Origin of the sequence: Streptomyces sp. NBC_01717 (assembly GCF_036248255.1) — a bacterium.
Classification (GTDB): domain Bacteria; phylum Actinomycetota; class Actinomycetes; order Streptomycetales; family Streptomycetaceae; genus Streptomyces.
The window spans coordinates 2396911-2417139 of sequence record NZ_CP109178.1 but is presented as its reverse complement, the minus strand read 5'-3'; the positions used below and the strand labels follow the sequence as shown (position 1 = coordinate 2417139).

General features: G+C 70.6%; 22 protein-coding genes. 8 read left to right on the top strand and 14 right to left on the bottom strand.

The window, feature by feature from the left end:
• Positions 1 to 486: 486 nt before the first annotated feature.
• Entirely contained in the window at positions 487 to 1182 is a 696-nt protein-coding gene (locus tag OHB49_RS11010; protein WP_329159861.1) for a hypothetical protein, read from the bottom strand.
• Positions 1183 to 1261: 79 nt separating this feature from the next.
• Positions 1262 to 1705, bottom strand: a complete 444-nt coding sequence (locus OHB49_RS11005) for a hypothetical protein (protein WP_326746059.1) — start codon at positions 1703 to 1705, stop codon at positions 1262 to 1264.
• A 188-nt stretch (positions 1706 to 1893) separates the two neighbouring features.
• Here OHB49_RS11005 and OHB49_RS11000 point away from each other — a divergent pair, with 188 nt between their 5' ends.
• Positions 1894 to 2112, top strand: coding sequence for a hypothetical protein (locus OHB49_RS11000; protein WP_329159859.1), 219 nt, complete (start codon positions 1894 to 1896; stop codon positions 2110 to 2112).
• A gap of 23 nt (positions 2113 to 2135) precedes the next feature.
• Here the strand turns inward: OHB49_RS11000 and OHB49_RS10995 are convergent, their stop codons facing one another.
• From OHB49_RS10995 to OHB49_RS10960, 8 genes are all read right to left on the bottom strand, one after another.
• A complete protein-coding gene (locus tag OHB49_RS10995) occupies positions 2136 to 3875 on the bottom strand; it encodes a relaxase/mobilization nuclease domain-containing protein (RefSeq protein WP_329159858.1) in 1740 nt (579 codons plus the stop codon).
• Entirely contained in the window at positions 3872 to 4489 is a 618-nt protein-coding gene (locus OHB49_RS10990; protein ID WP_329159857.1) for a plasmid mobilization protein, read from the bottom strand. Before OHB49_RS10990 ends, OHB49_RS10995 begins: the two co-directional genes overlap by 4 nt.
• On the bottom strand, positions 4486 to 4722 hold the full coding sequence (locus OHB49_RS10985) for a hypothetical protein (RefSeq protein ID WP_329159855.1): 237 nt from the start codon (positions 4720 to 4722) through the stop codon (positions 4486 to 4488). The genes OHB49_RS10990 and OHB49_RS10985 overlap by 4 nt, the downstream gene beginning before the upstream one ends.
• An 89-nt stretch (positions 4723 to 4811) precedes the next feature.
• A complete protein-coding gene (locus OHB49_RS10980) occupies positions 4812 to 5003 on the bottom strand; it encodes a hypothetical protein (protein WP_055493674.1) in 192 nt (63 codons plus the stop codon).
• Complete coding sequence (locus OHB49_RS10975; protein ID WP_329159850.1) at positions 5000 to 6649, bottom strand: hypothetical protein; 1650 nt, start codon at positions 6647 to 6649, stop codon at positions 5000 to 5002. The genes OHB49_RS10980 and OHB49_RS10975 overlap by 4 nt, the downstream gene beginning before the upstream one ends.
• Positions 6646 to 7287 (bottom strand): WhiB family transcriptional regulator, encoded by a 642-nt coding sequence (locus OHB49_RS10970; RefSeq protein WP_326746064.1) that lies wholly within the window; start codon positions 7285 to 7287, stop codon positions 6646 to 6648. Before OHB49_RS10970 ends, OHB49_RS10975 begins: the two co-directional genes overlap by 4 nt.
• A gap of 161 nt (positions 7288 to 7448) precedes the next feature.
• On the bottom strand, positions 7449 to 8165 hold the full coding sequence (locus tag OHB49_RS10965) for a zinc finger domain-containing protein (protein WP_326746065.1): 717 nt from the start codon (positions 8163 to 8165) through the stop codon (positions 7449 to 7451).
• Between the two features lie 2 nt (positions 8166 to 8167).
• On the bottom strand, positions 8168 to 9073 hold the full coding sequence (locus OHB49_RS10960) for a helix-turn-helix domain-containing protein (RefSeq protein ID WP_329159848.1): 906 nt from the start codon (positions 9071 to 9073) through the stop codon (positions 8168 to 8170).
• 880 nt (positions 9074 to 9953) lie between these two features.
• Between OHB49_RS10960 and OHB49_RS10955 the strand changes: the two genes are divergently transcribed.
• From OHB49_RS10955 to OHB49_RS10935, 5 genes are all read left to right on the top strand, one after another.
• Positions 9954 to 10394, top strand: a complete 441-nt coding sequence (locus OHB49_RS10955) for an XRE family transcriptional regulator (RefSeq protein ID WP_326746067.1) — start codon at positions 9954 to 9956, stop codon at positions 10392 to 10394.
• A 36-nt stretch (positions 10395 to 10430) separates the two neighbouring features.
• Entirely contained in the window at positions 10431 to 10943 is a 513-nt protein-coding gene (locus OHB49_RS10950; protein WP_329159845.1) for a hypothetical protein, read from the top strand.
• Positions 10940 to 12148, top strand: coding sequence for an MAB_1171c family putative transporter (locus OHB49_RS10945; RefSeq protein WP_329159843.1), 1209 nt, complete (start codon positions 10940 to 10942; stop codon positions 12146 to 12148). The genes OHB49_RS10950 and OHB49_RS10945 overlap by 4 nt, the downstream gene beginning before the upstream one ends.
• Positions 12145 to 13581: an amidase family protein gene (locus OHB49_RS10940; protein WP_329159841.1), complete on the top strand. Its 1437-nt coding sequence runs from the start codon at positions 12145 to 12147 to the stop codon at positions 13579 to 13581. The genes OHB49_RS10945 and OHB49_RS10940 overlap by 4 nt, the downstream gene beginning before the upstream one ends.
• Positions 13582 to 13831: 250 nt before the next feature.
• Entirely contained in the window at positions 13832 to 14038 is a 207-nt protein-coding gene (locus OHB49_RS10935) for a hypothetical protein (protein WP_329159839.1), read from the top strand.
• Between the two features lie 70 nt (positions 14039 to 14108).
• Here OHB49_RS10935 and OHB49_RS10930 read toward each other — a convergent pair whose 3' ends face one another.
• Positions 14109 to 14825, bottom strand: a complete 717-nt coding sequence (locus OHB49_RS10930; RefSeq protein ID WP_329159837.1) for a TetR/AcrR family transcriptional regulator — start codon at positions 14823 to 14825, stop codon at positions 14109 to 14111.
• A gap of 129 nt (positions 14826 to 14954) precedes the next feature.
• Between OHB49_RS10930 and OHB49_RS10925 the strand changes: the two genes are divergently transcribed.
• Together OHB49_RS10925 and OHB49_RS10920 are read left to right on the top strand one after the other, a co-directional pair.
• Entirely contained in the window at positions 14955 to 15632 is a 678-nt protein-coding gene (locus OHB49_RS10925) for an SDR family NAD(P)-dependent oxidoreductase (RefSeq protein ID WP_329159835.1), read from the top strand.
• Between the two features lie 231 nt (positions 15633 to 15863).
• On the top strand, positions 15864 to 16268 hold the full coding sequence (locus OHB49_RS10920; RefSeq protein ID WP_329159833.1) for a DUF805 domain-containing protein: 405 nt from the start codon (positions 15864 to 15866) through the stop codon (positions 16266 to 16268).
• Positions 16269 to 16408: 140 nt separating this feature from the next.
• On the opposite strand, the gene OHB49_RS10915 is transcribed toward OHB49_RS10920, so the two are convergent.
• Genes OHB49_RS10915 through fxlM form a run of 3 tightly spaced genes read right to left on the bottom strand, consistent with a single transcriptional unit; the run spans position 16409 to position 20149 of the window.
• Complete coding sequence (locus tag OHB49_RS10915; RefSeq protein WP_329159831.1) at positions 16409 to 16741, bottom strand: hypothetical protein; 333 nt, start codon at positions 16739 to 16741, stop codon at positions 16409 to 16411.
• On the bottom strand, positions 16735 to 17817 hold the full coding sequence (locus tag OHB49_RS10910) for an NUDIX domain-containing protein (RefSeq protein WP_329159829.1): 1083 nt from the start codon (positions 17815 to 17817) through the stop codon (positions 16735 to 16737). Before OHB49_RS10910 ends, OHB49_RS10915 begins: the two co-directional genes overlap by 7 nt.
• On the bottom strand, positions 17810 to 20149 hold the full coding sequence (gene fxlM, locus OHB49_RS10905) for a methyltransferase, FxLD system (protein ID WP_329159827.1): 2340 nt from the start codon (positions 20147 to 20149) through the stop codon (positions 17810 to 17812). The genes OHB49_RS10910 and fxlM overlap by 8 nt, the downstream gene beginning before the upstream one ends.
• Positions 20150 to 20229 lie beyond the last annotated feature (80 nt).

Genomic DNA, 20229 nt, shown 5'->3' with positions numbered 1-20229 from the left:
GTGACGGCACGATGCAGGATGCGGCAATGCACCCCAGCCCTGGCGTCCTTGTCGCCATCGCTCTCGTCGTCGCCGTGACGGTCGCGCTGTCGGTCCGGTCACGTCGCAAGCGCACGGCCGCCCTCGCGGCTCAGTGGCAGGCATTCCAACAGCACCGGAGTTCCGGGCAAGGGCAACTTCTCCAGGTCACGCGGGTCTATCAGCACGGACGCCGTGGCTCGAAGGCCGTCGTGACCTGGTGCGATACCAGTCGGCAACAGGATGCCTGGTTCTGGAACTGGCACGTTCCCGCAGGCGCGTATTCGTCAATGCTTCCAGCGGCTATGGGCCTCACAACCACAACCCGAACGTGCTCTACGTACAGCCCGGACAGGTTCGAGCCTGGGTGTCAGGCCAAGCTGCTCGCGCCGCTCAGCGGGTCGGCCAGTAACGCGCTGCTGCCCCCGACCACCGTGGTCGGGGGCAGCAGCATGGCGGGCGGGCAGGTCAGCTCGTCGCCGTGGCCTTGTCTAGGGCCTTGCCGAGGTGGCGGTCGACGAGGGCCGGGGAGCCGGAAACGATCAGCAGCAGGCTGCCGTCGCGGATCGCGGTCTGCTTGACCACGATGCTGCGTCCTCCGGTGGAGAACGTCAAGAGCTGGCTCCACTGCTCGTCACCGAGGCCGCGGGGTGCGGGCAGCTTTTGCGAGGCCATGTCGATCGGGGTGCCGCCCGCTACGACCTGATAGGTCGGGCAGCCGGTCATGGCGTCGAAGATCCGGTCGATGCCGCCGGACAGTTTCTCCACGCTGTCGCTGTACAGCTCCTCGGAGACCTCCGAGGAGCTGCCGCCATAGGTGAAGGACGCCTTCGCCTTGTGCGGGAAGGTGAGGGTGCCGCCGGTCGCCGCGTCGCCGCCCAGCTCGCTCAGGGCCGGGCAGCCGATGACGGTGACGTCGTCGTTCTGGGTGGGGCGCTCCGGCTTGCGCAGGTAGCCGTTGCCTAGGTCGCTCTGGTCGAGCAGGCGCGTCTCCAGCGCGGCCGACGCGAGCGGAGCAGCCTGCTGGGCTGCGTCGGCCGGCTTCCCGGTACGGGCGGAGGGAGCGGTGTCGGGCTTGGTGCCGGTGGTGTCGGTGGAGCAGGCGGGCACGGCGAGGAGGGCGGCGGTGATGCCGAGGGCGGTGGTGGCGACGCGAACGCGCATGACGGAACTGACCCCTTGGTGCTAGGCGACGGGTGGTCAGTGCGGGCCCGCGGGCCCGGTGGGGTCGTAGGAGTGGGGGTCAGTGCCCGAGGTGGCGCAGGCAGTCCTCGAACGTGGCGTGCGTCGCGTCTGCCGGCCCGAAGTTCCGGTTGAACCAGGCGGTGTCGAGTCTGGTCTCCTGCTGCTGGTGGCCGACCCGGCAGCGCAGCCAGATCTGGTCGCGCGTGGAGAGGATGAGCCAGTCCCGATACGCGCCGCACTCGACGCAGGCGACCATCTCACCATCGAGGACGAGCGGCTGCTTCCACGGCATCATCTTGCCGTCGACCTGGTCGTGGCTGGGCACTCGCAGCTCCGGCGGAAGGAAGTCGTCCACCACGGTGGTCGGCTCGGTGCGCTCCGGCTCGACCGGCGACACCCCGAACCCGGGCGGGACCTGGTTCTGCAGCCGCGCATGCAGCTCGGCGATCTGGCGCTGCGCCTCGCTGGGCTCCTTGGCCCGGCGGCGTATTCGGTGAAACACCCTGGCGTCCTCCTTTGCCTCGTCCTGCTCGCTTCATGATCGTGCACTACGCCTCTGGCGGTTTCAATTCACAAAGTCCACAGTCACCTTCGGGCAGGTCATCGGGCAGTTCCTCGCCTCCCGAGGCCGGAGGATGACGAGTTGGCCACGGCGCGTGTCTCCGAGCGGAAGAGTGACGTTGCCACGGTGTGCCCGAACACATCTCGTCCTCTCCCACCGCCCAACTGCGCGGCGCCTACTGGCTCGACTCGCCGCACCTGCGCCATTCCCTTCCCTCCTGCGCGTGCTCCGGCGCCCGCACCCCACAGCTCGGGCCTGCACTCCGTCGGGGGCCGGTGTGGCGTATGGCCATGCTGTGGGTCGCGTGCGGGGCGGTGGCGGTGTCCCTGGTCTCGGTGGTGCGCTGATACCGCCCCGGCACTCGGCAGGCTCACCGGGTCTTGCTCGATGTCTCCTCTCCGCTGCGGCGACGTCCGGGTGCGAAGGGCCTGGTCGTCGTCCTGCGTGTTGCGGACTGGACCCCAGCGGTGCTGGTCTCGGGCAGGCTTGAGGCGTCGGCGGGCAGATCGGCTGTCCGTCGCATCCGCCACACCAGTACATCGCTCACCGAGTCCGCGGTGTCGAGTTCGCGACGCTCTACCGCGTCGGACAGAAGAGCGGCCGGATCGTGGCCGGCGGCTTCGGCTTCCGCGATGGTCGCGGCCAGTGCGTACCAGCCGGGCTCGGCAAGGATCTGCTCGGCCAGCCCTGGCAGCGCCTCGCGCAGCAGCACCGTCTGCCGCTGGAGTACCGGTCGGCTCAAACGTCGGCCTCGCTGGTAGAGCACGCCGAGGGGCTGGGCGGCGGCGGCCTGGTAGGCGGTGCGCAGGTGCTCGGCGGCATGGGCGGCGGCTTCGGCCTGCTGGGCGTGGCCCTTTCTCGCGTGCCAGTGGGCAGCGGCGGTGATGAGGAAGAACAGCATGTCGATCGCCATCGCGGTGGTGGCACCGTCCTCACCGCGGCCGAGGGCGGGCCCGCCGTGGACGAGGTCGCGGGCGGCCTGCCGCAGCGCGCGGTCGTGCCCCCGTACGGCGCGTACGTGGGAGCGGGAGGCCCGCTCGAACGCTGTTGCGGCGTCTCGCAGATCGCGGCGGGTGTGTGCGGCGGAGGTCTTCGCGAGCGCGTCCAGGACCTCGCCGGCGGCGGCGATGTGGGCGGCGGCGACCGCGTCGTCGCCGTGCTCGACGATGAGCACGGCCTGCCACGCGGCCGATGCCGTCCTGCGGCGGGCGGAGGCCGGGGTGCCGGGCCCCGTATGGACCGTATCCTCCTGCCGTGGAGTCGGATCGGGCCCGGTGTCGCCGGACCAGCGCTCCCGGATGCGGGGCAGCGACAGGTCGGGGGCCAGGCGCGCGCCGGGGTAGAACACCGGCTCGCCGTCCTTGTTCAGGTCGTCGGGCAGAGCGACCTTGTATCCGAGGAGGTCTCCGGAGGGCGCGGCGCGCTTACGGATCAGGAGGCCGGCGGCGGCGAGCCGGTCGAAGAACTCCTCGTCACTCCTCGCACCGGACACCGCGCGCCGTGCCGTCTCGCGCAGCTCCTCGCGGGCGGTGCGCTCGCGACCCTGGCGTTCGGCCTTGTGCCGTTCGGCACTGGTGGGCCGCTGTGCGGCGGTGCCGTCGCCGGGGGCGACCTGCCGGAGCCCGAGTTCCTTCTCGATGAGACGGGCTTCGGCTTGCGCCCGTTTACCGGATCGGTGGTGGTCGGGGCGTCGGCCGTCTTCGCGCACGAGGGTGGCAACGATGTGGATGTGGTCGTCAGCGTGCCGCACGGCGGCCCAGCGGCAGCCCGCGCCGTCGCGCGGGTCGATCCCTGTGGCGGCGCCGATGCGACGCGCGATGTCCGCCCACTGGTCGTCGGTCAGGATCGGGTCGTCGGGCGCAGCACGCACCGAGCAGTGCCACACGTGCTTGTCGGGGCGTTGATCCGCGGCAAGAAGATGGAGGGGCTGGTCGAGCAGCTGCCCGAGATCCTTCTGGGTAGCTGTCGCATCGCGTCCGGGGTCAGGCGACATGCCGTCGAAGGAGGCGACGAGATGTGGATCGACGTGTTCCTCGTGGGTTCCCTTGCCGTAGAGGTAGTACAGCAGGCCCAGGGTGTGGCTGCCCTGCTTGTGGATCTGTGGAATCAAGGCGCCTCGTCTGCCTGCCGGTTGGCTACCTTGTCGGCAGCCATCCTCACCGCGTCGGCCGCTCGGTGGACGTCGGCCATCACTTGGGTCAGCTGGGGAACGTCACCGCCGGAGTTGAGGATCTTGGCGGCTTGATTGAGGTTGCTGCCGGCCCAGCCGAGCTGCCGCCTCATCGCGAACAGTTCGGTGAGCACGTCGCGTTCGGTGGCTATGGCGACGGCGGTACGGGACTGGTCGCGGGCCATGGCTAGCCCGGCGTAGGCGAGGAACCCCGCCACGCTCATACCGGCGGCGTCTGCTCCGGCCTGGATGAGAGCGAGTTCGGACGGGTTGAGGCGGACGCTGTGTGCGCGACGCTGCTTCTTGTCGCGCGGACGCGCTCGCCCCTTCGGCCGCCCCTTGTGGGCGGCTTTTGGCTGCGATCCGCCCTCGGTCGCAGTCTTCCCGACTGGCGCCCCCTGGTGCCAGTCGGGCCCCGCCACCCCAGGGGCGGGGACGGGTTCGGACACTGCCCCCTCGGGGGAGTGTCCGAACCTCCATCTTGCTCGCCCCGAGACCGAGTTGGAGTCCGGATCAGGTACCGGGGTGTTGCCGTTCTGGGTGGGGTTCGTCATCGGGATTCGGACCTCGTGGAGCGGGTGTGGTGCTGGATCGTCGCGGCCAGCGCGAGGACGTCGGCCGGTCCCGTGAGGACGCGGACGGGCTCGTCGGGGTGGTCCTGGACGAGCCACTGGCCGGTCGGCGTGAGGACGGCGGCGTGCAGGAGTCGCCGGCGGACCAGGACGTCTGCCCAGGCGCTGGCCTCGGCGGCGGTGGGCTCGGATGAACGAGGGGGACGCGGAATCACGGCGTACCTCCTTAAGCGGGACGGTGGCCCGGCACGGATCCGGGCCACCTGTTGCGGATAGGGGCGTTGAGCTGGGGCTTTGGCGCGGTTCAGCCGCACTCGGGGCAGCGCCCGACGTGGCTGTTGAGGGCCCGGGCCATCCGCTGCTTCGTCGAGGCAGCCTGCTTTGCGCTGGACTTCGCCGCCGGCCTGCCCTCGTGCCGCTTGGAGTGGGCGAGCATGAAGCCGATCTCCCGCTCGTACTCCGCGCGGACGGTGTCGAACTGGTGGCAGGTCTTCATCGGGCGGTGCTCCTTGTCTTGGTGGTGTCGTCGCTCCGCAGTTCCTGGAGGACGAGGCTCAGCCGGTCGTTCCGGCCGCCCTTCAGGCCCTCGCGGCGGAGGATCTCCCGCAGCTGGACTCGGGTGACGGACTCGTTTCCGTCCCGTTCGAGCAGGGCGGGGACGTGGGGGCGGACCTGCTGGACGAGCTGGTCCACCGACTGCTCCGGCTCGCGTGGCGGGCGCTGTGTCTGCGGGGTGCGGGACCGGCCGCGCTTCCCCTTGTTCTTCGTCCTGGTCTTCGTGGTCGTCTTCCGCCGGAGGGGGACGTTGTGTCCCCGGTCCCCGGTGGGCTCGGTCCCCGTGTTGGTGTCGGTCGGTCCCCGGTCCCCGGTGGGCTCGGTCCCCGTGTTGGTGTCGGTCGGTCCCCGATGCGAATCGGCGCCCTGAGCAGGTACTTCTCGCGCAGGAAGGTCGGTCCCCACGCTTCCGGCGTCCCCCGCCGAGGCTTCCGAATCGGCGGGACCGGTCCCCGGGACCGCGTCCCTTTCTGGGGCCTCGGTCCCCACGCCGGTCCCCGCGTCCTCGCCTTCGGTCCCCGCGTCCTCGCCTTCGGTCCCCGCGTCCTCGCCTTCGGTCCCCGCGTCCTCGCCTTCGGTCCCCGCGCTTGACGACTCCGTCGAGTCCGCGATTTCGGGGACCGGTCCCCTCGGCTTGCACGGTCCCCGGTCCCCGCCCGACTCGTCGGGACCGGCTACGGGGACCGGCGCTTTCGAGGCGGGCTGCGAGGGGACCGTGGCTGCCGTGGCGGTGCTGTGCACCGGGGACCAGGGAGAGGGCAGCGGGACCGTAGCGAGCGCGAGGGCGTGCCGGCGGGCGGCGAGCTGGTCGAGCAGCTGCGCGCGCTGGCGGGCGTCGGTCCCGACCGATGCCCTGCCGACCGCCTTCGACAAGCGCCGCGTGAGCCGACGGCCGCTCCGACTCCGCTGCTGCTCGGGCGTGCGCTCGGCGAGACGGGCGGCCAGGGCGACCGCGCGGGCGGTTGCCCGGTCCCGGGTGATCTGCGCGGCGTCGCGGTCTCGCGCGGCGATACCGAGGCGGGACAGCAGCCGCTCGCGTGCCTCCCGGCCCAGGACGGCGATCAGTCCGTGGGAGGCGGCGCCAGGGGTGCGCAGACGCAGCTCGATTCCCATGGCGAGGTGCCACAGCATCGCAGCCATGACCGGCCCGACGAAGGCCCGGACCGTGCCGCCGACAGGGCCGCTCTCGGCGTAGGCGGGGATCACCTGCACTCCTGTGATCACCCAGACCAGCGTGCCCGGCAGGCCGGGGGCGCCCTGAGCGGCCAGGTTCTGCCGTGCCATCAACGCGGTCGCGAAGAGCGCCAGCTCGGCCGCGGCGAACATCCCGGCTCGCTCTGCGGTGCCGGCCATGTCGAGGTAGTCGGCGGCGAAACGCCAGCTCGTGTCTGCGCTGTAGGCGGTGCAGCCGAGGGCGGCAAGGGCGGCGACCTTGACCGCTGGGCCGCCGAGACGTTTCTGCGGGCGGGTTCCTCGGCGCCGGAACGCCCAGGCGGTCAGCACCAGCACGAGGGCGGCGGGCACGCCGACGGCGAGGAGGAGAGGGAGATCCGGAGCGGCGCTCAGGGCCAGGACGGGGTGGGTCATGCGGCCTTTCCGAGAGGGGCGTGCGCCGGAGTCGACGCTGCCGGGCGGGATACCGGCTGCTGTGTGCCGGGTGCGGCGGGCGCGGGGCTCCCTGCTGCCGGAGTGGTCTTTTTCCGCTTCTTCTTGGGCCGCGGCACGCCGTAGGTGCGGTCGCGGTCGAACACCTTGTTGGCAGCCTGCCGGAGCAGGTCACGGGCGTGCTTGTGGCTGATCTGCAGGGCAGCGGCGAGCCGGTCGGGCCGCCAGCCGCGTACGTAGGCGTGGTCGATGACGACCTGCCGCTCGGCCTCGGTCAGGTGCACGTCGCGTCCCTGGAAGAAGGCCGTCACGCGCCGGTAGTCGAGGCGCTGGGGCAGTCCGTCGTGCAGGGGGCGCCGCTCGGCTTCGGTGAGGCCGCCCCAGATGCCCTCCTTGAGGACGTTCTCCAGGGCGAAGTCGAGGCAGTCCCGGCGTACCGGGCACCAGCCGCACAGTTCCTTCGCCTCGGCGATGTCCTCGTGGTCCCGGGGCCCGGGGAAGAAGACGGCGTTGGCGTCCTCGACGTCCATGCCGTGGCACGCTCCGCGGGTGTGCCAGCTGGTGTCTCCGACGCCGCGCAGGCCGGTGGCCGGCGCGTCGTGGGTGGTGATGTGGCGCAAGGGGGTCTCCGATGTGCTGCCGCGGCGGCCGGCTGGGGCGGTGCTGGGCGGATGCGGCGTCGGGTGCCGGCTGCGGTGCGAGGGCGTGCGCCGCAGCCGGGGCGGGACGGTGGTGTTGGGTGGCGGTGCACCGGACGGGGTGCACGTGCCGGATGCGCCGGTCAGGCCATGGCGGGCTGCTGGACCTGCTCGCTCGGCTGGGCTTGCTGGGCGGCGGCGAGGTCGAGGCGGCCGGGGTGCGGGATGGCGCGCGGGGCGGTCCCGCGCGCTCCGCCGTCGGGGCCGATCCGGCGGCGACGACACGGCTCGCCGGGCTGGGCCAGGCACCACTCGCACCGGACGCTCAGAGCGTCGGGCAGCCCCTGCGCGACGGCGGCCTCACGAGCTGCTCGCGCTGGCCGGTAGGGCGCGAGGGCGGCACGGGCGGCGGGCGGTATGCAGGAGCCGATCTCCCGCAGCCGGGACTCCAGCTTTGGGTCGATTCCGTCGCGACCGGTGGTGATCGCCCGGGCCTGTGCGGGCTGCGCGGTGCCGGCGGCGACGGCGCGTCGGGTGCCGACCAGCTCGGCGGTCCAGGCGGCCTGGTCGTCCGGGTCGACGGACGGCGTGGGGTCGGAGTGCCGGGCCAGGCGGTCGCGCCGGTAGCTCTCCCAGGGACGGGCGACGTCCGCGGGCAGGATCTGGAACGGCGAGGTGCGGATGTGCTGGCGGGCGGCGACGCGGGCGTCCCAGCCGTGCGGGGTGACCATCGGCACGTCGCCGAGCAGCTCGTGCCACTGGGCGAGCTGGTCGCGGGCCTCGCCCTGGTCGGTGCGGATGGTGCGGGGGTCGAGTCGGCCGATGTAGGCCAGCAGGGCGGCGATTTCGCGGCGGTCCACGGTCAGCCCTCCGTTCCGGTCGGCTCGTCGAGGGCGGCGAGGAGAGCGGCGGTGTGGGCCTCGGCCCGGGTCATGCCGCCGGGTGCAGCCGGACCCTTGCCGGGCACGGCATAGAGGTTCGGGCGACTGGGGGCGTGCTCTCGGGCGACCCAGGAGCGCCAGTCGGCAGCCCAGGCATCCGCCGGCCTCGGCTTGAAGTCGGCGCGGTGGGCACGCCACTTCGCGTCGGCCGCCTGCAGACCCTCCTCGCCGAGGCGATCGAGGTGTCCCTGCTGGCGGGCCCACGCATGGGTGGCTGGGTCGACCTGCCACTCGGCAGCCGAGGTGACAGCCGCACCACCACTGCTGTACCTCCGGTTCAAATCAGGTTCACTACGGTTCTGTGTGCCGGTTTCCGGTACATCGCTGTGCCGGTTTCCGGTACGTCGAGGTGCCGGTTTCCGTCGGGACCTGCCGGTTTCCGGTACTGCCGGTTTCCGGACCCTCGCGGGGGAATCCGGCACCTCACGCGGACGGATTCCGAATCGGCGCAGAGCTGAGAGCCGGAGTTTCAGAGGGACAGCGGGCTCGTCTGACGCTGCCGTGTCGCTGTCCCCCACCTCGCCCTGCTGCTGCGCTCGCAGAGCCTGTGCAACCGCTACGGCGGCGAGAGGCAGGCGGTAGACCGTGCTGCGCTGAGGGCCGACGAGGTCGTCGAGCTGCTCCAGCTCACCGGCGTCGACCAGGCGGTCGATGGCCTCGCGCACCGTGGACACGGAAGCGCGCGTGCGCTTGGCCAGGCTGGACAGCGAGGCCCAGGAGACGCACTGCTCGTCGGCCACACGGTCGGCAATCGAGAGCAGGACCAGGCGCGCCGCTCCCCGGCTGGAGCTGTGCTCCCACACCCACTCGCGGGCCTCGCTGCTCATCGGCCGCTCCCGATGAGCGGGCGGTGCCGGCGGTTCGCCGGGGCCGGGATGGTGTGGTTCGGCTCGGCGCGCTGAAGCGCCGAGACGGAGGTGGCTGCCGCGCAGGCCAGGCGGAAGGGCCTTTCGCGCAGGGCAGGAGACATGCGATACTCCCCTTTGCAGTGTTGCCACGCTGGTGCGCCCCTGGAAGGACTCAGCGTGGTGATGGTGGGCAATCTCCGCCCTTGCCGGGGCGGACGTGCCACTTAGCGTTCGGCGTCCGGGAGTTCACGCTCTCGGGCGCCGTCGCTGTTTTGCGGGACCTACTCGGTCCGGTCCGTGCTCTCGGGCTCCTCACGTCCGTCCTCGCAGGCGGGCTGCCCGGGGACGACGAACATACGCACGGACCCGTGTCAAGATCCAGACTTGGTTCTTAAACTCTGTACTGGTTGCAGAGAGTCACCGCATGATCTGCCGCCGGAGCCCCCTGTGGGGCTCGGCGCGGGCCGCCCTCCGGCGTCGAGGGGCACCGTTGCCGCGGTTGCCCCGACTGTCGAGATCGTGCCAATGTGTCCGAATTGGAACGAGTGTCTAATGTCCTCCGCAGCGGAAATGCGATGTGGATGAGGTGTTTCCACCGTCGCCTCCGCGCTTTCTGGTCGAGGATCAAAGTTTTGCGGGCCAGACGTGACGCATGTCGCTGGGTGAACGTGGCTTGCGCCACGTCCTCCGGCGTACCCCTGCCGGTAGAAACGGACAGGTCGACCTGAAACAGGCGGCGTGCCACACGGAAACGTGCTGGTGAGGAAGAACTTTCCATATGGGGGATCAACCCGTCAACTGGCGTTTATGGCGGGGTAGGGTGGTTGAAGTTGCTGCGAAGTCCACCCAGGAAAGGATCATGAAAGAGTCCATCGAAGGTCAGGTGAACCCCAAGGGGCTCATGGACCGCCTAAACCGCCTGTTCGACACGGTGCACCCGCCCGATCGCGGCCCCTTCAGCAATGCTGAAGTGGCCGAGCTGATGGAGAAGCGGGGCCTGGGCAAACTGTCGGCCCAGTACCTGTGGCTCCTTCGGACGGGGCAGCGCGATAACCCGACGAAGCGTCATCTCGAAGCGCTCGCAGGGTTTTTCGGGGTGGATCCCGCTTATTGGTTCGACGATGCCGTCGCTGAAAAGACCGTGCAGGAGCTTGAGTTGCTCGCGCTGCTTCGGGACGCGAAGATCAAAAACGTTCTTCTTCGCCTATCCGACGTCTCTGCGGACGGAAAAGACGCCGTCCTGGGGATTGTCGAGAGCGTACGAAAATCCGAGGGGTTGCCGCCCTCAACTGGCGCGTAAAACGGCCTTAGTTCAGTAAGTGATCAAGGAAAAGCAATGTGGTCTGCACGTAGGCTGCGCCGGCCTGACCTTCTGGCCGAGCTGAAGCTCCCGCACGTCACCAATATCCGCGATCTCAGCGACGAGGTCTCCCGCCGTACCGGACGGAAGGTGGTCCTAGAGCCCCGGGAGCAGGCGCCCTCGGTGTGCGGGGCATGCGCCGTCACGGAGAGTGCCGTCCACGTCTTCTACGACCCGCGGACCAGCTCCCTGCACCAGGACCACATCATCGCCCACGAATTCAGCCACCTCCTGCTCGGTCACCATGAGAACCGGCCGGTGTCCGCGCTGGCTCCGTCCTTCATCACCAGTGTGGATCCGGCCACCGTGCAGATGATGCTGGGGCGTACCAAGTACGAGGAGGACGAGGAGCGGGACACCGAACTCCTCGCTTCGCTGCTCCAGCGCCGGATCATCGACCGGTGGCTGCGCAGCGACGAGTCCTCCGGAGACGAGGTGCAGGACCGGGTCACGCACACGCTGCTGCGCCGACGGGAGGCCCGGACGTGAAGGACCTGCTCCATCCGATCAGCCTCGTCGTCGCCACGCTCGGCTTCCTCTGCCTCCTGCGGGACGTGCCGACCCGCCGCCGAGACCCGGCCTCCACCGCGCTGGCCGCCGTCTTCCTGCTGTCAGGACTGTCGTTCCTGTTCTCCATCACGCCGATGTGGAACTACCTCGACCGAGTCCTCGCCACCGTCAACCTCTCCGTGCCCCTCGCGCAAGGCTGCGTGGTCGCGCTCCTGGCCTGTCAGCAGGTGGTCCTCACGTACTGGGGATCCCCGCCCGATGTCGCCCGCCGGCGGAGTCGCCGGTGGCTCGGGGCCAGCTTCGCGGTGATCGCCGGACTGTTGGTGCTGTTCGCCCTGCTGACGCCCAGTGCGCCGCATCCGATCGACTTCACGCTGTACTACGCGCACGACGACTGGTACGCCGCGTACCTCACCCTGTACGTCACGGCCTACACCATCGGCGAGCTGTTCCTCGCCCGCGCCTGCTGGCGCCTGGCCCGCCGCAGCATCCGCGGGTCCGTCCGCTACGGCCTGCGCATCGTCGCCCTCGGGGCCACCGTCACCCTCGGATACAGCGCGGTCCGCATCGGCAACGTGATCGCTGGCGCCTTCGACACCTCCCTCGCAGGCTGGGAGGGCTTCGCCTGGACCTGCGGCGATGTCGGCGCCATGCTCACGCTCATCGGCTGGCTCGTGCCCACCATCAGCGACCAGGCCCAGAGCGTCCAGTACCGGATCAAGGTGTACCGCAGCTACTACGGCCTGCGCCCCCTGTGGCTGGCGTTCTACAGCGAAGCGCCCGAGATCGAGCTGCCGATCGACCGCGTCGACCCGGCCCAGAGGCGTCGCTTCCGCCGCATCTCGATCCGGCTCTACCGCCGAGCAGTCGAGATCCGGGACGGCCGGTTCGTGATCCGCCAATACCTCGACGCCGCTGTCCGCGAGGCCAGCGAAGCCCACCACCGGGCCCGAGGACTCCACGGCCAGGAGCTGTCTGCCGCCGTCACGGCCGACCAGATCCTCGCCGGAATCGCCGCGAGGGCCGAAGGCGCCCGCCCAGCGCCCGACCAGCTCACCGAATTCGCCGACTCCGAACGCCAGACCAGCCGGCCCATGGACGACATCGACGCCCTCCTCGACGTCGCTCGCCACCTGCCCCGCCAGCCCGCACGAGCCCCCCACCTTGAGCGAGTCTCCGCATGACGACCGACCTCACCCACCAGCCCGCCCACGTCCAGCTCCAGGCCCTGGACCGTCGCGAGATCTCCAGCCGCGAGCTGCTCGACCTCCATCTCGACCGCATCGATGCCAGCCACGTCAACGCCGTCGTCACCCGCGACGACGACGCGGCCCGGACCGCCGCGCGAGCAGCAGACGAACGTCGCGCCCGCAACGAAAGCAGGGGAACCTTCGACGGCCTTCCCCTCACGATCAAGGACAGCTTCGAGACGGCCGGCCTGCGCACCACCAGCGGCGCCGAGGACCTGGCGGGTCACGTACCCGCACGGGACGCCGATGCGGTCGCCCGTCTTCGCCATCAAGGCGCCGTGATCATGGGCAAGACGAATACGCCGGCGTACTGCCAGGACCTGCACACCGACAACAGCCTGTTCGGCCCCACGCTCAACCCCCATGATCCTGAGCGCACTGCCGGTGGCTCCTCCGGCGGCCCCGCCGCCGCAGTCGCCGCCCACCTGACTCCCGCCGACCTCGGCAGCGACCTCGCTGGCTCACTGAGGCTTCCGGCGCACTACTGCGGCGTCTACGGCCTGCGCCCTACGCATGGACTCGTCCCGGCTCGCGGCCACATCCCCCGCCCGCCGGGATGGATCACCAGCAGCGATATGGTCACGCCCGGCCCCCTGGCCCGCCACCCCCGCGACCTCGGCCTGCTCCTCGACGCGCTGACGACACCGTCACCCGCCGAGAACAGCCCCTGGCTCGTGAAGCTGTCTTCGGCGCGCCGCGCAGTTGGCCAGCTCCGGGTAGCGGTGTGGGCCGAGGACGCGAGCTGCCCCGTCGACCGTGAAACTGCAGCTGCTCTCGCCGCCGTCGAGCAGGCACTGGCCTCCGCGGGCGCGAACGTCATCCGCACCGCGGGACCGGTCGGCTTCGCCGACTCTCTCCGCCTTTTCGAGCAGCTCCTCCACGCCACCGCGACGGCCGCCACCGACCACGAAGCCGGCGCGGCCGAACTCGAGGCGGCGCGTGACCTGCAAGAGGATGACGCGAGCCCGCGGGCCACCTTCCTCCGCCACCGAACGCAGACACACCGCGCCTGGCTCCGCGCCAACGAGGAGCGTCTCCGGCTTCGGGAGACGTGGCACCGGTTCTTCGCCGACGCCGAGCACGATGTCCTCATCACCCCCGCCGCTCCCACCGCAGCGATCCCGGCCGGCACCCGCGCTCTCACGGTCGACGGCGTCGAGCGGAGCTTCTTCGACCAGACCGGCTGGGCCAACCTCACCAGCCACGTTGGTCTGCCCAGCCTGGTCATGCCCGTCGCGCGAAACGCGGACGGCCTCCCGATCGGCGTACAGCTCGTGGGACCGACCTATTCGGACCGGACCTTGCTCGCAATGGCGGAAGACTTGGCGTCGCTCCTCGGAGGGATGGCCGAGGGATTCAGTCTTTGACGCCGGTGGCCAGCGGTACGCGGATCGGCCAATGGATGTGCAGCATGAGTTGCGCGCGCACCGCTGCTGCGACGGACGCTGCCCCGTCGAAGCAGGTGTGCTCGGGTTAGTCGACGCCGTACCGGCCGGGGAGGTGATGGACCTCCTCGGCCCAGGCTGAGTCGGATCAAGGAGCCGGAGGTTCCACGGTCAGCGGGCGGCGTTTTGCCGCTCGCCGCAAACGACTCGCTAGCTAGCCCTCGCCGGCGCCGTGCTCACCGACCAACTCGCCCGCCGCGCCGAGCCCGTCTCGGCAGCCAACGTCGTGCCCCCGCCGGAGATGTCCGCCGAGGTCATCGAAGTGCGCCGTGAGCGGCATGAGTTGACGCTGCGCCAGAACCCCTGGTGGGTCGAAGGCCCCCCGGGCGGTTCCATGCAGCGTCATTTCGCCGTGCCCGACTGCTGCCGAGAGCCCTAGCGGCGAGTGCGCGCCGGAGCGCTGGTCGGTCGTCATGAGCCGGAGCCAAGTCGGGCCACCAGACGATCTCTCAGTGCCGCTTCCCGGCCTCGGGGGAGTTGACGCCGCGGCTGGCGCGGCGCATGGCCTCGTACAGGGCGGCGTCGTCGGGCGGGTCCGGCAGCGTGCCGCGGGCGGGTGCTCTGAACGACTGGATCATCCACGCCACGAGGCGGCGCCAGGCGTCCGGGGCGGCGTCGCCGGTGGCGCTGAGGACGCCGGCGTTGGCCATCAGCAGCAGGACGAGGTCCCGGCTGGTGAAGTCCTCGCGTAGCTGCCCGCTGTCCTTGGCGCGGCCGATGAGTGCGAGGAAGCCGTGGAACGCTTCGGTGCGCCGGGCCTCCAGGGCCTCGGCGCCGGGGAAGCTCATGGTCAGGATGTCGGCGAAGCCGCGGTCGGCGGCCTGCATCGCGCAGACCTTCTCGATGTAGCCGGTGAAGCCGCTCCACGGGTCTGGGTCGTCCAGGGCTTCGGCGGTGGCCTGCGCGTACGTCTCCATTCGGTCCGCGAAGACCGCGGCGACCAGGTCCTCCTTGCCGGGGAAGTGGCGGAAGAGGGTGGCGATCCCGACTCCGGCCTGCCGTGCGACCGAGGCCATCGATGCGCTCAGCCCGTCGCGCCCGAAGACTGTGCGTGCGGCGGCGATGATCCGCTCCCGGTTGCGCTCCGCGTCGCTGCGCAGGGGCGGTGGCGCGGTCGGGCGGGCCGTGTTGCCAGTGCCGTCGGCGCGCTGGTCCTGGGGGTTCATGTCGGCCAGGCTAGCAAACCGGAATGCCCTATCCGGTTTCCGTGTTACGGTCGACCGTGAACCGGATAGGGCTTTCCGGATCCGAAACGGATAGCCCTATCCATCTACACCTCAACGGAAGGTCGTCTCATGCCCACCATTGCCATCGTCGGTGCCGGTCCCCAGCTGGGTCTTGCCATTGCGCGTACCTTCGGCACCCGCGGCTACGACGTCGCACTGATCGCCCGCAACCTCGCCAAGCTCGAGAACCTGGCAGGCGAGCTGGCCGCCGACGGCATTACCGCCGCGGCCTTCCCCGCGGACGTCCTCGACCGCGACGCGCTCACCCAGTCGCTGAAGGACGCCGCCGCCCGCTTCGGCTCCATCGACGTCCTGGAGTACTCCCCGGTCGGGGGGTTCGACTCGACCGTCCTGACCACCCCGAGCGCAACCGAGCCCGCGAACGTGCAACGGGAGATGGAGTTCCAGCTCTACGGGGCGATCGCTGCCACGCGTGCGGTGCTGCCCGCCATGCGCGAGGCCGGTGCGGGCACCCTGCTGTTCACCACCGGCGCCGGCTCCATCGACCCGGTGCCGCAGGTCGCCAACGTCAATGCCGCTGCGGCGGCGCTGCGCAACTGGGTGATCAATCTGCACAAGGAGCTGGACGGCACGGGCGTCCAGGCCGCCCACGTCGGTATCGACGTGTCGATCGGCACGCCAGCCGTGCCCGGCTTCCCGACAGCGCAGCCCGAGGAGATCTCCCCCGTCTACTTCGAGCTGCACACGACCAAGCGCGACCAGGCCGAACTCGTCTTCAGTCTCTGAGCCGCACAAGGCTCCCGCCGTCGTTCATCGCGGCCCAGCCGTACCGCAGCTCTTCGTGCTGCAGCAGCACGGCCCGAAAGCGGCCTCCCGTAACCTTTCGGGCCGTGCCGCACGACGTGTCGTCGGCACGCGGGCCGCTTGCGTGCCTGCTCGCAGGGCCCGGACGGCGAGAGCGCCGGAGCCGAGGGCGCGGCCGCGCCCTCGCCACCCGATCTGTTTACCGTGCCCCCCATGGCACTTTCCGAAAGGACCGCTGTGACCGCCAGCATGTCGTTTACCGACGCGGCACGCACGTGCCTCACCTTCAAGTTCGCCACGTTCTCCGGGCGTGCCCGGCGTGCGGAGTACTGGTGGTTCGCACTTGTGTACGTGGGTGCTGTCGCCGTGATCGGCGGGGCTGGCTTCGCGATGGAGGTTCCGTGGCTCGCCGTGTTGTTGGTGCCGTTCCTCGTGCCGATGCTGAGTGTGTCCGTGCGACGGCTGCACGACACCGGTAAGTCCGGGTGGAGCATGCTCATCGCTCTGATCCCGGTCGTCGGTCCCGTTGTCTACCTGCTGGGCATGACGATGGACAGCGCCGCGGGCCCCAACCGGTACGGCCCTTCCCCCAAGACCGCCGACCGGTCCGCCGACTGACCGGGCCAAGTCCCGGGCGTCGCGGTGGCCCCGGCTCCCGGCGTGCGGGCATGGGCGCCGTCGGCGGAGTTCCGCGTGGCGGGATTCCCGGGCCGGGGCCTACATCGCCGTACGCGCCGCATAGCCGACGCGGGCGGGGGTCAAGGTGTGCCGGAGCGGCTGAGGCGGACCATCGCGCGGTACAGGGCGGTGGGCGCGGGCGCGTCGGGCAGCGGGGGGAGTGGGGCGCCAGGGGCGGCGTAGGAGCGGAGCATGTGCGCGACGAGGCGTCGCCAGGTGTCGGGGGCGGCGTCACCAGTGGCGCTGACGACGACGGCGTTGGCCATGAGCAGGATGACGAGGTCCTGGCTGGTGAAGTCGGAGCGCAGGTGGCCGCTTTCCTTGGCGCGGTCGATGAGTTCGAGGAAGCCGTTGCACGCCTCGGTGCGCCGGGCCTCCAGGGCTTTGGCGGCGGGGAAGGTCATGGTCAGCACGTCGGCGAAGCGTCGGCGGCCCGCATGGCGCAGACGGCGTGGATGTAGCCGGTGAAGCCGTGCCAGGGGTCGGGGTCGGCGAGGGCTTCGGTGACGGCGGTGGCGTAGGCGTCCATGCGGTCGGCGAAGACGGCAGTGATGAGGTCTTCGCGGGTGGCGAAGCGGCGGGACAGGGTGGCCTTGCCGACGTCGGCCTCGCGGGCCACCGAGGCCATCGACACGCCGAGTCCCTGGGTGGCGAGGCCGGTGCGGGCCCGCTCGATGGCCTCCAGGCGGGCGAACGCTCCCTCGGCCAGCAGAGGTCGCCACTCGTCGAGGCCGTGGATCGCCCACATGTCGTGCTCTGCCGGGGCGAGGCGAATCTGCCGCAGCTGTTCAGGGGTGAGGCTGCCGCCGTCGAAGATGAAGCCGATCTTGCCCATGGGCCAGCGGGGCCCGGGGTGCAGGTAGTGCGTGAGCAGCAGACGGGGTTGGCCCTGGCCGAGCTCGAGCCCGGTTTCCTCGGCCGTTTCGCGGCGCGCGGTCTGCAGGGGATCCTCGCCGGCGTCACTGTTCCCGCCTGGAAACTGCCAGGGTCGACCGCCGTACACCGAACGCAGCATGACGGGCCGATCGCGGTCGTCGCGTACGTAGAAGCAGCTGTACACCGTGTGGTGCGGAACGGTCTGTACGTATGCCTCGGGGGATACGGGCATCGGCTGCCCCGCGAGTGCCGGCCGGTGGTCGAACTCGATCGCGAGCGGTCCCAGGGCCTCCTTCTCTGGTGGGTAGATGCGGCGCAGGTTGGCGAGCTGCTCGGCCTCTGTGGCGTCAGGGTCGATGCGGGAGGTGTCCTCCGCGGCGAGCAGCTCGGCGAACGAGGCGTGCGGCGTGATCCGCGCGACCCTTACGCCGAGTTCGCGGCCGGAGTCCTCGCCGTGGAATACGAGCACGTCGCCGACCGAGACGTCCGTCATCCGGGGTGTGCGCACCCGGACTTCGATGGTCTTGCGGCCGGATTCCACCTGGGCGTAGTAGCGCTCGTACAGGCCCAGCCCGTGCTGTGGCTCGACCTGGTCGGGTGCCGGTTCAGTCATGGGCGCTCACCTTCTCTGCATGCGCGGCCGGGGCGTCGGCGGTGTCGGAGCGCCACGTCCACACGAGCCGGTTGTGGGTCTTGTCCAGCACGTGGCCTGCGGGTAGTTCGGTGTCAGGGGTTCCGGTGGGATGAACCTCCAACTGGGGGTAGCCGTGGGCTCGTTCGTGGACGTCCCAGCGACGCACGGCGAAGGTGAGCTGTTCGGCCAGAGCAGGCCCGGATGGCCCGAAGCCGTGAGCCAGAAACTCCGAGCGGCGCTGTTCGGCCGTGGGGCCGTCCTGGACCAGGACGTGGGTCAGGTAGGCGAGGGAGCCGGCCGCTGTGATCGCGGCGGCGTCCGAGCCCTTGGGCAGCGCGGTGATGCCACTGCTCTGATCACGGTTGCGGGCGAGGCGGCTGAAGCCGGGCAGCGTGGTGGCGAGGAAGAGCTGCAGGGTCTCGAACGACTCGTTGCCTGCCACGGTCACGCCGGTGGCCACTTCGTGGCGAGGGCCAGCGAGGGCATCGTCCAGACCGGTGGTCTCGGCGGGGACGCCGTCGGGGAAACGGAGCTGCAGTTCGCCGTCGGCGAGGTCGACGGCGGGGACGGCGCGGGCCGCGGGCCCGCGGTCGCGGATGAACCCACAGAACGTGAAGTCCGTAGCACGCAGCACCGGGCCGTGCTTTTGAAAGGCGATGGCGCGGGTGTAGTCATGGACTTCCAGTGGGAGGACGAGATAGCGGCCGTCGGCGAGCTGGTCACGCCAAGCGGGAGCGATATCCCAGCAGTTGTAAGTAATTACCGCAGCATCGAAACCCCCGCGGGGCATGTGCTCGACGGCGCCGTCGCTGGCAGAGCCGAGCACCGCTGTGACGCGACCGCTGCCGGCCTCGGCGGTCAGCCGCCGCGTGCGGCGCACGACATACGGCGCGAGGTCGACGGTGATCACGCGGCCGGTCGGCCCGACGACGTGTGCGATCAGTTCGGCGTTGTAGCCGCCCGAGCCTCCCTCGAATACCGTCATCCCCTCGGCCAGATGCAGGTGCTCCGCCATGTCGGCCTGGAGCCAGGCCGCAGACACGGAACTGGTCACCTGAGCGAGGTCGTTGTACTCGGTGACCACGGCCAGGTTGCTGTGGTACGCGGTCCGCAAAGGGCTCTCGGGGGTGAAGCGGTGCCGCGGGACCGAGCGGAGCGCTTGCTGGATCGGCGGGGAGGGGGCCCAGGCGCCGGCAATGACCCGGTCAGCCATCTGCTCGCGTCGCTCGATCGCCTCTGGCGGCTCGCCGGGCACCGGCGGGCAGCTGTTGTCGACCGGATAGGCGTGCGCGGACGGCACGTACGGAAGGACTCCCGGCCAGACCAGGTCCAGCGCCCGCGCTGAGGTGGCTGGCAGCCGGTCCAGACGGTGCAGGGTGTGCAGCGGTCGCCAGTCCACGTGCCCGAACCGGTTCGGCTTCAGCAGCTGGGCCTGCCCGGTGTGAGACGTGACGCGGACCACCACGCTCGTACGCAAGAGGCCGTCCGGGGCATCGAGGTGCAGTCCGAGGACGTGCGCGTCGGCCGGATCGGCCATCACGCCGGTCTGCTCGGCCAGGGCGCGCACCGCAGTCTGCTCGAATCCTTCCCCGGGCTCGGCCATGGCGCCGGGCAGCTCCCACTCCTGTTGTTGCGAGCGCCCCAGCAGAACGCGCCCCAGGGCGTCGGTGCCCACGACGTGCACCGCGGTCACCGAACTCGACTGCGGGAGAGTGGTGTTCGTGATCTGGACGGCGGGCTTCTTCAGCCCGCGCAGGACCAGGACGGCCATCCCGTTCGCGTCGAAGCGCTGTGCCTGCTCCCACATGCTCATCAGGTGCGCGACCTCGTCCTCGTCGAGGGCGATGCCCCGGCGCTCGGCGGGGGTGGTCGCGGCGAGCGGTGTGATGACGACGAGGGCACCGTGCTTGCGTAGCCGCCGGCCCAGCGTGCGGGTCAGGCGCGTGCGGTCGCGCAGGAACGCGAACACCATCCGCAGGACGACCAGGTCGTAGCCGTCTGCGTGCAGTTTCGAGAGGTTGGCGCGCTCGATGTCCAGGTGCAGCCAGCGAACGGCTCCGTGCGAGGGGTCTTCCGGGTGCGCGTCGGTGCTGGGGAAGGCGGCGTCGGCCCAGTCCACGGCGTCGACGGCGTAGCCCATGGAGGCCAGGTGCAGGGCGAGTTCGCCGGTCCCGCACCCCACGTCGAGTGCTCGGCCTCCATCGGAAGCGGGCACGTGCTGGGCGAGCAACGTGCGCTCGTCCTTGTCGAGAGGCCGGTAGCGGCGTCCCTCGGCATAACCGCTGTTCCATTCATCCTGCGAGGTGAACAACGAGTGGCACATCCTTCCTTTGAGGGGTGGCTGGAGAGGCGTCGGCCATAGCCAGCAGGGTCGGAACGGCGGGGCCGTTG